At 62.5% G+C, this 15,490-nt stretch carries 16 protein-coding genes and 1 other RNA gene; 12 read left to right on the forward strand and 5 right to left on the reverse strand.

Annotated features, from left to right (window positions below; genetic code table 11):
* The first annotated feature begins 131 nt into the window (after window positions 1-131).
* Both ACK8OE_RS08380 and aguB read left to right on the forward strand, forming a co-directional pair.
* Entirely contained in the window at window positions 132-1,178 is a 1,047-nt protein-coding gene (locus ACK8OE_RS08380; protein ID WP_410272178.1) for an agmatine deiminase family protein, read from the forward strand.
* A 23-nt stretch (window positions 1,179-1,201) separates the two neighbouring features.
* Window positions 1,202-2,086 (forward strand): N-carbamoylputrescine amidase, encoded by an 885-nt coding sequence (gene aguB, locus ACK8OE_RS08385; RefSeq protein ID WP_410272179.1) that lies wholly within the window; start codon window positions 1,202-1,204, stop codon window positions 2,084-2,086.
* Here the strand turns inward: aguB and ACK8OE_RS08390 are convergent.
* Window positions 2,083-2,250 carry a hypothetical protein gene (locus tag ACK8OE_RS08390; RefSeq protein WP_410272180.1) on the reverse strand — a complete coding sequence of 56 codons (168 nt, stop codon included), beginning with the start codon at window positions 2,248-2,250 and terminating at the stop codon, window positions 2,083-2,085. The two genes, aguB and ACK8OE_RS08390, sit on opposite strands and share 4 nt — an antisense overlap.
* A gap of 145 nt (window positions 2,251-2,395) precedes the next feature.
* On the opposite strand from ACK8OE_RS08390, the gene ACK8OE_RS08395 reads away from it, so the two are divergent.
* Both ACK8OE_RS08395 and ACK8OE_RS08400 read left to right on the forward strand, forming a co-directional pair.
* Window positions 2,396-3,673, forward strand: coding sequence for an amidohydrolase family protein (locus ACK8OE_RS08395; RefSeq protein ID WP_410272181.1), 1,278 nt, complete (start codon window positions 2,396-2,398; stop codon window positions 3,671-3,673).
* A gap of 156 nt (window positions 3,674-3,829) precedes the next feature.
* Window positions 3,830-5,776: a methyl-accepting chemotaxis protein gene (locus ACK8OE_RS08400; RefSeq protein ID WP_410272182.1), complete on the forward strand. Its 1,947-nt coding sequence runs from the start codon at window positions 3,830-3,832 to the stop codon at window positions 5,774-5,776.
* A 254-nt stretch (window positions 5,777-6,030) separates the two neighbouring features.
* Here ACK8OE_RS08400 and ACK8OE_RS08405 read toward each other — a convergent pair whose 3' ends face one another.
* Window positions 6,031-6,228, reverse strand: a complete 198-nt coding sequence (locus ACK8OE_RS08405) for a hypothetical protein (protein WP_410272183.1) — start codon at window positions 6,226-6,228, stop codon at window positions 6,031-6,033.
* Window positions 6,229-6,381: 153 nt separating this feature from the next.
* Here ACK8OE_RS08405 and ACK8OE_RS08410 point away from each other — a divergent pair, with 153 nt between their 5' ends.
* The 7 genes from ACK8OE_RS08410 (at window position 6,382) to ACK8OE_RS08440 (ending at window position 11,637) form a co-directional block, all read left to right on the forward strand.
* Window positions 6,382-7,533 carry a carbohydrate porin gene (locus tag ACK8OE_RS08410; RefSeq protein WP_410272184.1) on the forward strand — a complete coding sequence of 384 codons (1,152 nt, stop codon included), beginning with the start codon at window positions 6,382-6,384 and terminating at the stop codon, window positions 7,531-7,533.
* A 36-nt stretch (window positions 7,534-7,569) separates the two neighbouring features.
* Window positions 7,570-7,665, forward strand: an RNA gene (ffs, locus tag ACK8OE_RS08415) — signal recognition particle sRNA small type.
* A gap of 79 nt (window positions 7,666-7,744) precedes the next feature.
* On the forward strand, window positions 7,745-8,377 hold the full coding sequence (locus ACK8OE_RS08420; RefSeq protein ID WP_410272185.1) for a hypothetical protein: 633 nt from the start codon (window positions 7,745-7,747) through the stop codon (window positions 8,375-8,377).
* 42 nt (window positions 8,378-8,419) lie between these two features.
* On the forward strand, window positions 8,420-10,231 hold the full coding sequence (locus ACK8OE_RS08425; RefSeq protein WP_410272186.1) for a DNA polymerase III subunit gamma/tau: 1,812 nt from the start codon (window positions 8,420-8,422) through the stop codon (window positions 10,229-10,231).
* On the forward strand, window positions 10,228-10,548 hold the full coding sequence (locus ACK8OE_RS08430; protein ID WP_290796323.1) for a YbaB/EbfC family nucleoid-associated protein: 321 nt from the start codon (window positions 10,228-10,230) through the stop codon (window positions 10,546-10,548). The genes ACK8OE_RS08425 and ACK8OE_RS08430 overlap by 4 nt, the downstream gene beginning before the upstream one ends.
* Window positions 10,549-10,551: 3 nt before the next feature.
* Window positions 10,552-11,154 carry a recombination mediator RecR gene (gene recR / locus ACK8OE_RS08435; protein ID WP_410272187.1) on the forward strand — a complete coding sequence of 201 codons (603 nt, stop codon included), beginning with the start codon at window positions 10,552-10,554 and terminating at the stop codon, window positions 11,152-11,154.
* A 48-nt stretch (window positions 11,155-11,202) separates the two neighbouring features.
* On the forward strand, window positions 11,203-11,637 hold the full coding sequence (locus ACK8OE_RS08440) for a hypothetical protein (protein ID WP_290796311.1): 435 nt from the start codon (window positions 11,203-11,205) through the stop codon (window positions 11,635-11,637).
* On the opposite strand, the gene ACK8OE_RS08445 is transcribed toward ACK8OE_RS08440, so the two are convergent.
* Window positions 11,618-12,166, reverse strand: a complete 549-nt coding sequence (locus ACK8OE_RS08445) for a VUT family protein (RefSeq protein WP_410272188.1) — start codon at window positions 12,164-12,166, stop codon at window positions 11,618-11,620. The genes ACK8OE_RS08440 and ACK8OE_RS08445 overlap by 20 nt on opposite strands.
* Window positions 12,167-12,297: 131 nt before the next feature.
* On the opposite strand from ACK8OE_RS08445, the gene rmuC reads away from it, so the two are divergent.
* A complete protein-coding gene (gene rmuC, locus ACK8OE_RS08450) occupies window positions 12,298-13,560 on the forward strand; it encodes a DNA recombination protein RmuC (RefSeq protein ID WP_410272189.1) in 1,263 nt (420 codons plus the stop codon).
* Here rmuC and ACK8OE_RS08455 read toward each other — a convergent pair.
* Together ACK8OE_RS08455 and ACK8OE_RS08460 are read right to left on the reverse strand one after the other, a co-directional pair.
* Window positions 13,557-15,044, reverse strand: a complete 1,488-nt coding sequence (locus ACK8OE_RS08455) for a carotenoid oxygenase family protein (protein ID WP_410272190.1) — start codon at window positions 15,042-15,044, stop codon at window positions 13,557-13,559. The genes rmuC and ACK8OE_RS08455 overlap by 4 nt on opposite strands.
* Window positions 15,045-15,056: 12 nt before the next feature.
* Window positions 15,057-15,461 carry a DUF2141 domain-containing protein gene (locus tag ACK8OE_RS08460; RefSeq protein ID WP_410272191.1) on the reverse strand — a complete coding sequence of 135 codons (405 nt, stop codon included), beginning with the start codon at window positions 15,459-15,461 and terminating at the stop codon, window positions 15,057-15,059.
* Between the last annotated feature and the right edge of the window lie 29 nt (window positions 15,462-15,490).

Here is a 15,490-nt window from a genome sequence, read left to right on the forward strand (position 1 = left end):
GCTCTCCGGAAACGGAGGGCCGCTTTTTTTGTGCCCATTCTTCTGGCCTGTGTCATGGAAGGCATGGCCAAACCGGTTGACGCTGTGTAAAAGAGCCGCAATCCAAGTTTCGCTTTTTTCCGGGGTCCGGCATGAGCCAAAATCCGAACCTTTCCCGCATCGTTCCCGCTGAGTGGGAGCCGCACAAGGCCATGTGGGTCGGGTTTCCCAGCCACGAAAACCTGTGGCAGGAAGACCTGATCGAGGCTCAGGCCGAGGTGGCGTCGCTGGTGCGCGTGCTGGCCGAAGCCGGCGATGAGCACGTCAAGCTGATGGTGATGGGCGAGGCGGCGCGTAAGGCGGCGCAATCGCTGTTGTCCGACGTGAAAAAGGTCGAAATCGTCGATGGGCGGTTCGGCGACATCTGGTTCCGTGATACTGGCCCCATCTACGTCAATGTTGAGGATGCGCAGGACCGTCATGCGGCTCTGCCCGTGGCCTTCCTCAACAACGGCTGGGGCGGCAAGTATCACCTGAAGTACGACGATCAGGTCGCCGCTCAGGTGGCCGAACACGATGGCTATGTGCCGGAAACACAAGAGTTTGTGCTCGAAGGCGGCTCGCTGGAGCACGACGGGTTCGGCACCATCCTTACGACGCGCCAGTGTCTGCTTAATCCGAATCGCAACCCCGACTGGACGCAGTCCACGGCTGAGCGCGCGTTGCAGGACGCGCTGGGGGCGCGCAAGATCATCTGGCTCGATGACGGCCTGCTCAACGACCATACGGATGGCCATATCGACAATCTGGCGCGCTTTGTGGCACCGGGCGTCGTGGTCTGCCCCGTGGGTTATGGGGCGGATGACCCCAATGCCGACCTCTATAATGCGGTGGCCAAAACCCTCAGCCAGCAGACCGACGCGCGCGGCGTCAAGCTTCAGGTGGTGCGTATCCCGTCGCCGGGCCGCACGGTGGACGAGGACGGCGAAATCATCCCGGCCTCGCACATGAATTTCCTGATCGCCAATGATTGCGTCATCGTGCCGGTTTATAATGAGCGGCCGGGCGAAATGGCAGTTGAGGCGCTGCAAACCCTGTTTGCCGAACGTCAGGTGTTCGGCCTGCCGTCCAACGCCATCCTGACCGGCGGTGGCTCCTTCCATTGCATCAGCCAGCAAGTGCCCTATATCAAGGGCTGACCCCTGAACCCAAAGGTAACGATATGACCCGGACCGTTTCCGTGGCGGCGCTGCAAACCGCCTATGGCCCCGACATGGCCGCGAACATCGCCAAAACCGAGGCGCTGATGCGCGAAGCGGCGGGAAAGGGCGCGCAGATCATCCTGCCGTCGGAGCTGTTTCAGGGCGAATATTTCTGTGTCAGTCAGGAAGAGCGCTGGTTTGCCACGGCCTTCCCGTGGCGCAGCCATCCGTGCGTCATCGCCATGCAAAAGCTGGCGGCCGAGCTGAATGTCGTCATCCCCACCTCGATCTACGAGAAGGAAGGCCCGCACTATTTCAACTCGCTGGTCATGATCGACGCGGGCGGTGAGCTTTTGGGGGTCTATCGCAAGAGCCATATCCCTGACGGCCCCGGCTATCAGGAAAAATACTATTTCCGTCCAGGAGATACGGGCTTCAAGGTGTGGGATACCCGGTTCGCCCGCGTCGGTGTCGGCATCTGCTGGGATCAGTGGTATCCGGAAGCGGCGCGCGCCATGGCGCTGCTGGGGGCTGAGATTTTGTTCTATCCGACCGCCATTGGCTCCGAGCCGCACGACGCCGAACTGGATACGGCGGCCCCGTGGCAGCGCGTCATGCAGGGCCAGGCCGTCGCCAATGTCATCCCGGTCGTGGCCTCCAACCGCATCGGCACCGAAAGCCTGATTTCGCCGCAAAACGGCTGCGGTCAGACCTTCTATGGGCACAGCTTCATCGCCAACCACCGCGGCGACAAGGTGGCGGAGTATGGTAAGGGCGAAGAGGGCGTTCTGGTGGCCGAGTTCGACCTCGATTACCTGAACACGCACCGCGCCGCCTGGGGCTTCTTCCGCGACCGCCGCACCGATCTTTACGGCGCGCTGGCCAGCCCGCGTCCGGCGCTTTAACCGAACATACCGATCAGCAACTCATAGACATAGAGGCTGAACCCGGCCAGACCGAGGACGGCGAGCACCAGTGCGCTCCATTCGGCGGCGTTGCGCGCCGTGCGAATGGGCTTACCCGTTGCGGTGTGGTCGCGACTATAGGGGGTATGAGACGTATCGTCCATGGCAGGGCTCCTTTTTGCCGGAGCCTGCCCCCTTCTGTATAAGGCCGAAACACGGCTGTGAACGGCCTCTGTAAGCGCGCAATAAACCCTTACATTCCCTGCCACCTTGTGCCTATTCTACCGGAATAGCATTAAGGGGCTGGATATGAAGATGCGTAAGGCGGGCGTGACGTGGGCGGTGATGATGCTGATGGCGGGGGCTGCGCAGGCAGCCACAGTCGCAGTCAAGGCCGACCGCCTGATCGAGGTCGAAACCGGCAAGGTGATCGAGCAGCCGCTGGTGATCGTCACCGATGGGCGCATCACGGCGGTCGGCAGCGCCCTGACGATGAAGCCGCCGGCGGACGCTGACTATGTCGATCTGCCCGGTGTGACTCTGCTGCCCGGCCTGATTGATATGCACGTCCACCTCGACAACAGCCCGGAATATGGCGGCTACAGCGGCCTGTCGCACACGGATCGCTTCTGGGCCTTTGTGGCGGCGGCTAATGCTGAAAAGACGCTGAAGGCCGGGTTTACCACCGTGCGCAATGTCGGCGCGGGGGATTACAATGACATCGGCCTGCGCGAAGCGATAGACGAAGGCGTACTGCCGGGTCCGCGCATCGTGGCGGCGGGCCTGAGCTTTGGGGCTACCGGCGGGCATTGCGATTCGACCTGGCTGCCGCCGTCTTTTGACGCCAAAAACCCGCTCAATGCCGATAGCCCTTGGGAAGCGCGCAAATCGGTGCGGACCCTGAAAAAGTACGGGGCGGACGTCATCAAGATCTGCGCCACCTCCGGCGTCTTTTCGCGCGGGGCCAGCGTCGGCGCGCAGCAATTGACCTTTGAGGAAATGGCTGCGGTGGCTGACGAAGCGCACATGGCCGGCATGAAGGTCGCGGCCCACGCGCATGGGGCGGAGGGCCTCAAGGCGGCGCTGCGGGCCGGGGTCGATACGATCGAACACGCCAGTCTGGTGGACTACGAGGGGATGAGGCTGGCCAAAGAGAAGGGGGCCTACTTCTCGATGGACATCTACAATACCGACTACACGCAGTCCGAAGGCCAGCGCAACGGTGTGGCCGAAGAGAGTCTGCGCAAGGACCGTGAAATCGCCGAGGTGCAGCGCCAGAACTACGGCAAGGCGCTGAAGGCCGGGGTGAAGATGGTCTATGGCACCGATGCCGGCATCTATCCGCACGGTGACAATGCCCGTCAGTTTGCCGTGATGGTGCGCTATGGCGCGACGCCGCTTCAGGCCGTCCAGTCGGCGACGGTGATTGCCGCCGAGGCGCTGGGGCGGTCCGGGGATGTCGGCAGCCTCAAGCCCGGTCACTATGGCGATATGGTCGGGGTCGTGGGCGATCCACTAAAGGATGTAACCCTGCTGGAGCGGCCGGTCTTTATCATGAAGGGCGGAGATGTGATCACGAAGCCGTGATAACATCGGTGTCGGCTTATATATATGAGTTATAACGCCATTTTTTATTGTAACATAAATTAGAACGACGTTACTTTAAATAAACGTTAAGGCTGTTCCGACAAATCTTAACAGGGGCCTTCGTCGCCCTTGGTAACAGAGTCGGAAAGTCTGATAATGCAGCTACGTACAAAGTTTATCGGGCTAGGGGCGGCGTGTGCGCTTCTGGTGTTTGGCATGGTGGCCGCCAACAGCGTGGCGTCGCATTACGCGCGGACGCACGCGCGGCAGGCTTCGCTGATCAGCCAGATCACCCAGCGGCACATGGCCGCCGACATGATGCACGACGCCATGCGCGGCGACGTGCTTGAAGCCCTGCTGGCGCACCAGATGGGCGACGCAGCCGCTGCCGAAGCCGTGGTCGGCAGCTTCAAGGACCACGCTGACACGTTTGAGAAAAACCTCAAAGCCAATCAGGCCGAGGCCCTGCCGGATAATCTGAAGCAGCGCTTCGCCGAAACCCTGACGGCGCTTCAGGCCTACCGTGCTGCCGGTGACGCGGTGCTTACCGCCACCCCGGAAACCGAGCCCGCGCTGCGGGCGGACTTCGACGCCAAGTTCAAGGCGATGGAGGACAGCAATGAGAGCCTGTCCGGTGATCTCGAAGCGTGGATGACGGGCGAGGTCGAGCGGGGTGCCAAGACCGATGCGCAGTTGAACATGCTGGTGCAGGTGTTGTCGGGCTTCGCCATTCTGGGCGTATTGGCGATGATCGGCCTGATGTGGCGCGACCTGTTGCGGCCGTTGGGCCTGATGTCGCAGACAATCGGACGCATTGCCGAAGGCGACACGGATGTCGAGGTCGCCTTTATTAATCGTAAGGATGAGATGGGCGTGCTGGCCCGCGCCACCCGGTCCCTGTGTGAAACGGCGCGCAAGGCGCTGATGGTGGACCGCATGGTGCAGGCCATGCCGACCCCGGTGATGGCGGTCGATGTGCACAATGATCTGCGCATCACCTATATCAATGCCGCGACCGAAAAGCTGATGGACAAGGTCAAGGGGCATTTTCCCAACTATCCCGGCACGCTGATGGGGCAGTCGATCGATATCTTCCACAAACACCCTGAGCATCAGCGCCGTCTGCTGTCCGACCCGAAAAACCTGCCGCACCGCGCGCGTATCCGCGTGGGAGACGAAAGCATCGACCTGCAAATTTCCGCGGTGCGCGATCACCGCGACCAATATGCCGGGGCCATGCTGGTGTGGGATCTCGTCACCGATCAGGCGCAGCTAAGCCGCGATTTCGAAGTGCGGGTGCAGGACGTGGTGAACGGGCTGGCGGCGTCGGCGGCAGAGCTGTCTCAGGTGGCCGAAACCGTGACGGGCGATTTGCGCAATGGGGCCGGGCTGGCCGTATCGGCGGCCTCGTCGGCGACCCAGACCACGGCCAGTGTGCAGACGGTGGCCGCCGCGGCCGAAGAACTGGCGGCCTCGGTACGCGAAATTTCCGATCAGGTGCAGACGACCAACCGCCTGGTGGCCGATTCCTTCCATAAGGTGCAGGACGCCGATCTGGTGGCGCAGAAGCTGTCTTCGGCCTCGGATCGCGTCAGCGAAGTGACGACCGTCATCGCCAATATCTCCAGCCAGATCAATCTGCTGGCGCTCAACGCCACCATCGAATCGGCGCGCGCCGGTGAGGCCGGTCGCGGATTTGCGGTGGTCGCCGGTGAGGTGAAGAACCTCGCCAACCAGACCAGCCGCTCCATCGGTGAAATCAACAGCGTGATCGACGAAATGCGTCAGGCGTCGCGTGAAATCGTCGGCGTTCTGGGCGATATTCGCGGTGCGGTGGACGCCATCACCCACGCCACCACCTCGGTCGCGGCCGCCGTCGAGGAACAGTCGGCGACCACAGGGGACATTGCGCGCAACATGGCCTTTGCGGCTGAGGGGACGCGCGTGATCAGCGAAAATCTCGATCAGGTGTCGGGGATCACCACGCGCAGCGGTGAGGCCTCGGCGCACCTGTTCGACTCATCTCAGGCCCTGTCGGATCAGGCGGCGGCCCTGCGTGGTCGCGTGGCGGAGTTCCTCAGCCGCATCAATCGGGCATCGTAAAAGCGGTAAAACCACAGATTACACAGATTACGCAGATTATTCGACGCTGACGGGCCTTCCCGCGAGACGGGGCGCGAAGCGCCAAATCTGTGCAATCTGTGTAATCTGTGGTTCCAGATTGTTGGTGTGGCCAAACTCCGGACAGCAAGACCAAGGGGCCAGTTGCCCTTTCACCCCAATACATATCGACACACGAAGGCATGACCGGGCGCGTTACCATCGGGGTGCAGGGGACGTGTCCCCTGCGTCTCTTTCTACGCCTTCAGGTCACAGGCGCGCAGGCTCTGACTGCGCAGCAGGGCCTGCTTTTCGCGGACTGAGCCATGACGATAGGCGGCGGTCTGCCTGACGGTGGCGAGGGCCTCGGCGCGGCAGGCGGCCGGGGCTGCGGTCGCCGGAACAGCCGCGATCAGCGGCAGGGACAGGGCCATCAGGCATAGAAGCGGTTTCATACTGGGACACCTTTCAACAGTCGGAAACCACAGAGCAATCGCCGGGCCGTTCTGGTCATATCCGGTTAACCCTGTCTGTAAACTATAACCCAACAGATTTCGAGTAACATGGATATTGTCGAGCGATGTGCCCGATGTGTTCAAGGTTTATCCATGCGTCTGTCTGTTCTCGCTTGTGCGTTACTGTCTCTGGGTTACGGCACCTCTGTGGCCGGCGTGGCTTCGGCCGGCGTCGAATACGATGCCGTTCTGACCGCTGATCTGCTGCGTAACCATTCGGGAGGCTTGCGCAAAGGCAACCGGGTCATGAGCAATCTCGACCTGTCGGCCGCCTGGCAGGGCGAAGGTGAGGCCTTTAAAAACTGGGACGGTTTCGCCTATGTGCTGGCCGATAGCGGGGGCGGCTTTTCCGAGTTCTATTCCGGCGATGCGCAGGTCGTGTCCAATATCGACGCGCCGAAGGGCGTGCGCCTGTTCGAGGCGTGGCTGCGCCGCACAAGCGATGATGAACGCTGGTTTGTGACCGGCGGCCTGATCAATCTCAATGGTATTTTCGACGTGCAGGAGGCAGGGGCGCTGTTCCTCAACGCTTCGCACGGCATTGGTCCGGACTATTCGCAGAGCGGTCCGTCGATCTTTCCGTTTTCGACTCTGGGTCTGGTCGCCGAATGGCAGGCCAGCGAGACTTTACGCCTGCGTGCCGGGGTGTTTGACGGCGTGGCCGGCGACCCGGCGCATCAGAGCAGCTTTATCGGCATCAAGCTGGGCGACGGCGACGGCGCGCACTGGGTGGCCGAAGCGCAGCAGGACTTTGCGCGCGGCTATGTCAAACTGGGGGCGTGGACCTATACGGCGACGGCCGAGCGCTTCGACGGCACGGGCCTGTCCGATGGCAATAGCGGCTATTACGCGCAACTGAAGTACGATTTTTATAAACCCGAAGCCGACAGCGACCGCGGCGTGTCGGGCTGGGTGCGGCTGGGTAAGGCCAATAAGGACCTTCAGGCCATCGAAACCTATGCCGGCGGCGGTCTGGTGTGGACCGGGCCGCTCACAGGGCGCGAGTCGGACGCCGTAGGCTTTGCTGTTGCCCACGCCGACTTCGGTCAGCCCTATGCCGAGGCGGTGGGTGTCAACCTGAAGCCGGAAACCATTTACGAACTCAGCTATCGTTACGCCATCAGGGACGGTCTGAGCCTTCAGCCGGACGTGCAATATATCCGCCACCCGGCTGGTGATCCGAAAACGGACGATGCCCTGGTGCTGGGGGTGCGTCTGCGGGTGGGGCTCGCCGCGTTTAAATAAGCGCTTGCAATCGCAAAACGGAATCCGCATATAGCGGTCGAGATCGCGCGGGCGGAGGCCTCGCCAACCTGGTCAGGGCCGGAAGGCAGCAGCCACAACGAATTCACCTTCGGGTCGCGCGGTCTCACCGTCTCCCTCATAGCGTCATATGTTTGCCATCTGCCTGAGTTAAACTTCAGGTGGGGACAGCTTTGGCATAGGGGGATACCGCATGAGCGCTGTATCGAAACTCTCAGTAATGAGCGTCGCCGTTGTTTGCCTGACTCTGGCTCAGGGCGCAGGGGCGCAAACCGCGACGTGGACCGGACCTGACCCGCAGCGTAAAGTCAGGCTGTACGGCGACACCGTTTACAATCTTGATTACGTAATGAGCGAAATCTGCATGCCTTGGGTGATTCAGGAGGCGGATCCCCAAGGGTTCAAACGCTCTGGAGTGGTTGCCGCCCGCCGTTCCGCTTCCGAAAAAGCTCTGGATCAATTTGCCAAACGTGAAGTGCTTAGTGCCTGGTGGGTCGGTAGTCCGAATATTACGGTCACGCTGAGCCGGGGTGTCGGCAAAACCGAACGCAATTGTGATGTCACGGTCAACCGCGGCGAGGGCGCCAAGCTCAGAGACGCTATGGTCGCGCGGCTGGCGCAATGGCCGCATCCCCTGACCCAAAAATACAGCCAGCCGGTCACAAACTATGCGCAACGCGAACTCTGGTGCGGGACGGTGAACGAGGCCAGCGATCTGGCGCTGATCAGCAGCGGTGGGCAGAAGGGCTTTGCGGCCCTGCGGGCGACCGTGTGGCGGCAGTCGCCGCCGCATAAAGACTGTCCGTCTGAGCCCGCCGCGCCGTAACAAACGGCTGGCGTTGCGTCGGCGAGGCGCTATAAGTCGGGTATGTCCGACCATCCCGAATCTACAGAGACCGGCGATCCTTTTGCCACCGAACGCGATGAGAACACCGACGACATGTTCGGTGGTCCGGCGGTGCCTGCGCCTGCGAAAAAGGACGCGGCCTATACGGTGCTGGCGCGCAAATACCGCCCGCGCACCTTTGAGGACCTGATCGGGCAGGAGGCGATGGTGCGCACCCTGTCCAACGCCTTCGCCACGGGGCGTATCGCCCACGCCTTCATGCTGACCGGCGTGCGCGGGGTGGGTAAGACGACGACGGCCCGCCTGCTGGCGCGCGCGCTCAATTACGAATCTGACACGGTGAAGGGGCCCAGCGTCGATCTTTCGACCTTTGGCTACCACTGTCAGGCCATTATCGAAGGTCGGCATATCGACGTGCTGGAGCTGGACGCCGCGTCGCGCACCGGCGTCGATTCGATGCGCGAACTTTTGGAAAGCGTGCGCTATGCGCCGGTCGAAGCGCGCTACAAGGTCTATGTGATCGACGAAGTGCACATGCTTTCGACCGGGGCCTTCAACGCGCTTCTTAAGACGCTGGAAGAACCGCCGCCGCACGCCAAGTTCATCTTCGCCACCACCGAAATCCGCAAGGTGCCGGTGACCATCCTGTCGCGTTGTCAGCGCTTTGACCTGCGCCGCGTCGAGCCGGAAACCCTGACGCCGCATCTGGAAAAAATCTGCCGCCTCGAAGGGGCGAAGATCGAGCCGGATGCTTTGGCCCTGATCGCCCGCGCCGCCGAAGGTTCGGTGCGCGACTCCCTGTCGCTGCTCGATCAGGCGCTGGTGCAGGCCGAAGAGGGGCAGAGCGTGTCGGCCGAGGTGGTGCGCGACATGCTGGGGCTGGCCGACCGGTCGGCGACGCTCAGCCTGTTTGAGAATATCATTTCCGGTCAGATGCCGGAGGCGCTTCTGGCCTTCCGCACCCTGTACGGCTTCGGGGCCGACCCGTCACAGGTGATGGGCGACCTGCTCGAATACTGCCACGCCACCTCTGTGGCTAAGGTGCTGGGGGCCGAGGCCACGCGCCTGCCCAAGGAACCGGCGCAGCGGGTGGCGGCGCTGGGGGCGCAGTTGTCGGCGGGCACCTTGTCGCGTCTGTGGACCCTGATGCTCAAGGCGTTTGAGGAAATCCGCCGTGCCCCCGATCCGGCGGCGGCAACCGAAATGGCGCTGGTGCGCTTCTGCTATGCGTCTGACCTGCCGGGGCCGGAGACCCTGCTCAAGCGCCTGCAAAACGGCGAAAACCTGCTGGACGGTGGCCCGTCGGGCGGCGGCATGGGCGGCGGGTCCGGTGGCGGCGTCAGCGCGCAAGGTGCGGTCATGCGCCCGCAGGCCTATGCCAATGCCCAGCCGCAAATCCAGCTCCATACGTTTGACGACGTGCTGGCCCTGATCGCCGAAAAGCGCGATATCGGCCTGCGCGTCGATGTCGAGCGCTACGTCAAGCTGATCTCCTTCCGGCAGGGGGCGATTACGTTTGAACCTGCCCCGCACACGCCGATTGATCTGGTGCGTAAGCTTTCGGCGCGGCTGAAGGAATGGACGGGACAGCGCTGGCTGATCGCCACCGAGGGTGGTGGCGGGGCCGAAACCTATCGCGAGCGTGAAATCCGCGAAAAGGCGGAAGCCTTGCAAAAGCTGCGCAATGACCCATTTATCTCCGGTCTGATGACGGCCTTTCCGGGCGTGGAAATCCTCAGCTTCCGGCCCAAGCCGAAGCCGGTGGCCGCCACCACGCCCGACATGCCGATGACCGAAAACCGCGACGAATTCAGCGAAAAGGACGACGACTGATGGACTTGAACGCTCTGATGAAGCAGGCCCAGGCCGTGCAGCAAAAGTTTACCGAAGCGCAGGAAAAGATGAATCAGGTGGTCGTCACCGGTCAGGCCGGGGCCGGTCTGGTCTCGGTCGATCTGCAAGGGGGGGGCGTGCTGACGCGCCTGCACATCGACCCCAGCCTGATCAATCCGGACGAGGTTGAGGTGCTGGCCGACCTGATCGTCGCTGCCCACGCCGATGCGCGCAAAAAGCTCGATGAAGAATCCGCGCGCCTGATGAAGGAGGCGGCGGGGCCGTTCGGCAATATGCCGATGCCGAAGCTGTTCTAATCTATGGCCTCTGGCGCCGGACCTGAAATCGAACGCCTGATGGCGCTGTTGTCGAAGCTGCCGGGTCTGGGGCCCCGCTCGGCGCGCCGGGCTGCGCTGGCCTTGCTGAAAAAGCGCGAGCAATTGCTGATCCCGCTGACCGCCGCCATGCAGGACGCCGCCGAGCGCGTCACCTCGTGCCACATCTGCGGCGCGCTTTCGACGCAGGACCCGTGCGCCACCTGCGGCGACCCGGCCCGTGACGCGGCAATGATCTGCGTGGTCGAAGAAGACTCCGCCCTGTGGGCCATGGAGCGCGTCGGGGCCTTTTCCGGGCGTTATCACGTGCTGGGCGGGCTCCTGTCGGCGCTCGACGGGGTGCGGCCCGAAGACCTGCGCCTGTCGGGCCTGATGCAGCGCGTCACTGCGGGCGGCGTCGAAGAACTGGTCATGGCCCTGCCCGCGACGGTCGAAGGCCAGACCACGGCGCACTATATCGCCGACCGCGTGAAGCAACTGGCCCCGGCGGTGACCATCACCCATCTGGCGCGCGGCGTGCCGGTCGGCGGCGAACTCGATTGGCTGGATGATGGGACCATCGCCCATGCATTTAAGAGTAGACGATAAACTTAGTTATGCTAAGCTTTCCTTGCTCATAAGAGGGGGAGGCTACAAATGACGGGAATTTTCAAAAACTTGATCGCTGTCGGGCTGGTGTCCGTGTCACTGACGGCGTGCGCAGGGGCACCACAGTCGCAGGATGTGGCCCTGGACGACCTGCCGATGTTTGGCGCCATGCCGAAAGACATTGATCAGCGGATACAAAAAGCCTCAGCTCACCCTTTGGGCGATAAGGAGAACCCGGTTCGGGTGTATATGCCCAAGGGTGAATACGCCTATCTTGAACGCCTGCGTTGCCAGAATGGAACCATGCCTGCTTTCGGGCGCATCGGTAGCTTCGGGATCGGCCCTTTCGGTCACATTATCGACGGCTATGACGTCAAGTGTCCAGGGTCTGAACCGGCCCAAAGCACGATCTTTATGGACATGTACTTTCCCCAGCACGTTGAAACCAAAGCCCCTCCCGGATTTACTCTGGCCGCTGATTAGCGGTCTTCTCCCGGTGGCGCATGACCAGAAATACCGCAAACACCCCGGCCAGCTTGCTCAGCACCGAGGTCGCCACCGACCAGATGTTGAAAATCCCCGGAATCGTCGTCGAGGCGATGGCGTAGAAGACGGCTGAGTCAATCGGCGCGCTGACGGCGGTGGAGATCACCACCCGCTCGGACAGTGGGCGCTTTATAAAGGTGAAGATGGCCCAGTCGATCAATTCCGACACGGCAAAGGCGGCGCTTGAGGCGATCACCACCGCCGGGTCCGAGGTCAGCAGCGACAGGCCCAGACCAATGATCAGGGTCAACAGGATCCAGTGACCGATTTCGCGCTGGGCGAAGTCGCGCACGATCAGCACAAAGCCGGTCACGATCGCCATTGGCGTCCACGAGCCATTGTCGGGCAGGGGGATTTGCGGCACGGCGGCGAAGCACCAGTTGATAAACGGGATCAGCGCCAGATAGAGGTACGTCCACGGCGTGCGCCCTGTGACCGCCTTGCGTATAAATGCACCGAATACCATCTGCCCCTCGCACACAAAGTCTTAGATACGTCGCCGCGTGTCCCCCGGATGCGTTAAGGGGTCTTATCTCCGACCGGAATCGTGTCAGGAAAAAGCTTGTCAGCTTTTATTCCGTATGGCAAGAACATTTCATGAACTTTGAATCCGTCGCCCTTATTGCCTCTGTCTTCGCCTCGCTGGTTCTGGGGGGCGGCTATTATCTGGCCTTTCAGGAGACGCGCCGCCTGCGCGAGCGCAATGAAGACCTGAGCGATCAGTTGCGTGACGCCGCCGCTGAGGTGTCGCAACTGAAGGAGCGCACGCGCAATCTCGAAGACGCGCGCGCCGCCATGAGCGAACATTTCCGCGCGGCGTCTCAGCAGGCGCTGAGCCAATCGACCGAGGCGCTTCTGAAACGCGCCGAAGAGAATTTTGCCGCGCGCGAAAAGCTGGCGCTGGAACGCATGGGCCACACGCTGAAACCCGTTGCCGAAACGCTGGGCCGTTTCGAGGCGCAGGTGAAGGAGATGGAGGAATCGCGCGCCAAGGACACGGGCGGGCTGAAAGAGCAGATCACCCACCTGATGCAGGCGTCGGTGGCGACGCGCGAGGTGACGCAGAAGCTGGCCAATGCCCTGCGTCGCGGGGCCGGGGTGCAGGGCCGCTGGGGCGAAGAGACGCTGCGCAATGTGCTGGAAAGTGCCGGACTGTCCAAACATTTCGACTTCGTTGAGCAGCAGAACCTCGACACCGATATGGGGCGTCGCCGCCCGGACGTGACGGTGAAACTACCCGGCGGCGTGTTCGTCATTGATGCCAAGGCCAATCTGACCGCCTATCTGGAGGCCATTGAGGCCACCGACGAGGCCATCCGCGAAGAGGCGCTGCAACGTCATGCGCGCGCCTTACAACAGCATGTGCGCGACCTGTCGGCCAAGGCCTACTGGGATCAGTTCCGCGAACAGTCGCCGGATTTTGTGGCTATGTTTGTGCCGGGCGACGGCATATTGTCGATGGCGCTGGAGCGGATGCCGCACCTGATGACCGAGGCGATGGACCGCAAGGTGATCATCGTCACCCCGACCACCCTGTTTGCCCTGTGTAAGGCCGTGGCCTATGGCTGGCGCGCTGAGGAGCAAATTCACAATGCCCATGAGGTCGCGGCGGTGGGCCGTGAACTGTACAGCCGCCTGTCGGTGATGGGCGGGCACGTGGCCGCGCTCGGCAAAAATCTTGGCAGCGCCGTCGATAAGTACAATGCCTTTGTCGGTTCGCTGGAATCGCAGGTGCTTACTCAGGCACGCCGCTTCGAGGACCTCAAGGTGAGCCACGAGGGCAAGGAGATCGTTGAGGCCGCGCCGCTGGATGTGCAGACGCGGCCCCTGAGCAAGCTGACCGTGGTGTCGGGCGATTAGGCAAACGTCCCGTGGAAGCCCAGCGGTGTGGCGTGCGCCGAACGCCATGAGCCCACCGGTCCGGCGCTGAGGTTTTTCGCCTCGAACACGTGCAGTTCGGTGGCCTTGGCCTTGAGATTCAGCACCGTGCCGACCATCCAGCCGTCCATCTCCTGACCCGTGCCGCCGTGGCTGGCCGGACGCGGGACGAACAGAGCCTCTTCGACAATAGCGTCTGCGCCGAAATCGTGGGTCTGCGCTGTACCGGTCTTCCAGTCGAAGGCCGACAGGGCGTGCGCCCCCAGACGGCCCTCAATATAGCCGCCGACGTGCACGACGCGGTCGCGGCGCAGACCCTGAAAGCGGTGATCGGTCTGCGGAAACTCCGATGAGACGCCCGTCGCCTGCATGTCGGCGCGACCGTCCGGGCGCAGCTTGATAAGGGCCAGATGCGCCTCCTCATCATTGCCGGCGTTATAAATCCCTTTCACCAGATCACGCGCCCCGTTCAGGCCGAATTTCGGCGAATTGGCCAGACAGACATCGAAGCGGATCGTGCCATCGGTGTCTTCCCAGGCGTCGCCCGTATGGAAGTAGGTGGCGGCGGGCAGTTCATACAGACGCCGCTTCGACAGGTCGGCCTTTTCGACAACCAGAATGCGGATCGGCTGATCGGGACGCCAGACCAGCGTATCGACGAAGGGCGGCGTTCGGCGTTCGGCGATAAGCGGCTGCATGGGCAGGATCAGGTGGCGTTCGCTGACCACCCAGTCGTGGGCATACCCCGCAGCGGGAAGCTGGATCAGCTCGCCGCGCTCCATTTCGCCCGACGGGCTGAGTTGCCAGATCCACGCCTTGTCGCCCATGAACCCGGCGCTCCAGATGCGGCCCGACGGTTCGACCTTGGGGTGGGCCAGAAAGGCCAGGCCTTTCAGGTCGTCGCGGAAGGTTTTGGGGCCTTTGGTCAGCAGGGTCTGAGCATCGAGGCGGTAGGGCGAACCGCCCTCCCACAGGGCCCACAGCTCGTCCCCGACACGCAGGACCGAGGTATTGGCGGCGTTGACATCGTCATTGCTGGTCACCGGGGCATCGGCGCGGCCTTTGGTGCCAAAGCCCGGCATGACAATGGCCTGTCTTTGCTGCTCGATGCGGTGTTTGACCGTATCAACGAAGCGGCCGGTGTGGCGCACGCCGTCGGCGCTAAGGTCGTATTTCTGGATCATGCCGTCGCCGTCGAACCAGTGGCCGGTGACGTCGTCGCCATAGCGGAACCACGCCGGGCCGTTGCGGTAGAGTGTGCCGCTCAGGCCCGCCGGCATTTTTCCGCTCAGGCGGGTGAGGGTGGAGGGGGCGTAGCCTTCTGCGGGAGCGTTGGCGACGGCCAGACGCCAGCCTTCTGAAAAATTAGCGGTCGCGGCCGCGGCGGCCCACGATGTCGGGGCGGCGGCCATCAGGCCTGCGCCGCCCAGCGCGGTCAGGAAGGAACGGCGGGACAGGTCGGTCATGTCGATCCCTCCTTAAAACGCGATGTCTTGCGTGGTGTTGCCCTTGACCTCAAAGGCGGCGTCGGCCCACGCCGCCGGGCCCATGCGGCCTTTGGCATTGTTGGAAAAGGCGAAGGGCTCGACCGGCATTCCGAAGGGGTTGGTGTCCATCTTGCCATTGCCATTGAGGTCGTGGAACATCTTCAGGCCGTACTGACCCGGTTCGACGTCGAAGGTGGCGCTGGCCGTGTCAGCGCTGACGGTGACCTGCTGGGCGGCGACGGGCTTGCCGCCCGTATAGGCCTCTTCGCCCTTATAAAGCGCGACCATCAGCGTGCCCTTGGGCGTCAGTTTGGAAAACTGCACGGTCAGGGTTTCGGCGCTGGCAGGCAGGACGACAAGGCCCATCAGGGCGGCGATAAGAGCGGGTTTGAACATAAGAACCTCGGTTGGTTGCGTTGCGATGA

Source organism: Asticcacaulis sp. W401b, from assembly GCF_046503825.1.
Taxonomy (GTDB): domain Bacteria; phylum Pseudomonadota; class Alphaproteobacteria; order Caulobacterales; family Caulobacteraceae; genus Asticcacaulis.

What these genes read in the sequence shown, in the direction of transcription:
- ACK8OE_RS08445 (WP_410272188.1), bottom strand. Translation starts at nt 12,166, where the DNA reads ATGGTATTCGGTGCATTTATACGCAAGGCGGTCACAGGGCGCACGCCG.
- ACK8OE_RS08420 (WP_410272185.1), top strand. Translation starts at nt 7,745, where the DNA reads ATGAGCGCTGTATCGAAACTCTCAGTAATGAGCGTCGCCGTTGTTTGC.
- aguB (WP_410272179.1), top strand. Translation starts at nt 1,202, where the DNA reads ATGACCCGGACCGTTTCCGTGGCGGCGCTGCAAACCGCCTATGGCCCC.
- recR (WP_410272187.1), top strand. Translation starts at nt 10,552, where the DNA reads ATGGCCTCTGGCGCCGGACCTGAAATCGAACGCCTGATGGCGCTGTTG.
- ACK8OE_RS08455 (WP_410272190.1), bottom strand. Translation starts at nt 15,044, where the DNA reads ATGACCGACCTGTCCCGCCGTTCCTTCCTGACCGCGCTGGGCGGCGCA.
- ACK8OE_RS08390 (WP_410272180.1), bottom strand. Translation starts at nt 2,250, where the DNA reads ATGGACGATACGTCTCATACCCCCTATAGTCGCGACCACACCGCAACG.
- ACK8OE_RS08380 (WP_410272178.1), top strand. Translation starts at nt 132, where the DNA reads ATGAGCCAAAATCCGAACCTTTCCCGCATCGTTCCCGCTGAGTGGGAG.
- ACK8OE_RS08395 (WP_410272181.1), top strand. Translation starts at nt 2,396, where the DNA reads ATGAAGATGCGTAAGGCGGGCGTGACGTGGGCGGTGATGATGCTGATG.
- rmuC (WP_410272189.1), top strand. Translation starts at nt 12,298, where the DNA reads ATGAACTTTGAATCCGTCGCCCTTATTGCCTCTGTCTTCGCCTCGCTG.
- ACK8OE_RS08400 (WP_410272182.1), top strand. Translation starts at nt 3,830, where the DNA reads ATGCAGCTACGTACAAAGTTTATCGGGCTAGGGGCGGCGTGTGCGCTT.
- ACK8OE_RS08405 (WP_410272183.1), bottom strand. Translation starts at nt 6,228, where the DNA reads ATGAAACCGCTTCTATGCCTGATGGCCCTGTCCCTGCCGCTGATCGCG.
- ACK8OE_RS08440 (WP_290796311.1), top strand. Translation starts at nt 11,203, where the DNA reads ATGACGGGAATTTTCAAAAACTTGATCGCTGTCGGGCTGGTGTCCGTG.
- ACK8OE_RS08460 (WP_410272191.1), bottom strand. Translation starts at nt 15,461, where the DNA reads ATGTTCAAACCCGCTCTTATCGCCGCCCTGATGGGCCTTGTCGTCCTG.
- ACK8OE_RS08425 (WP_410272186.1), top strand. Translation starts at nt 8,420, where the DNA reads ATGTCCGACCATCCCGAATCTACAGAGACCGGCGATCCTTTTGCCACC.
- ACK8OE_RS08410 (WP_410272184.1), top strand. Translation starts at nt 6,382, where the DNA reads ATGCGTCTGTCTGTTCTCGCTTGTGCGTTACTGTCTCTGGGTTACGGC.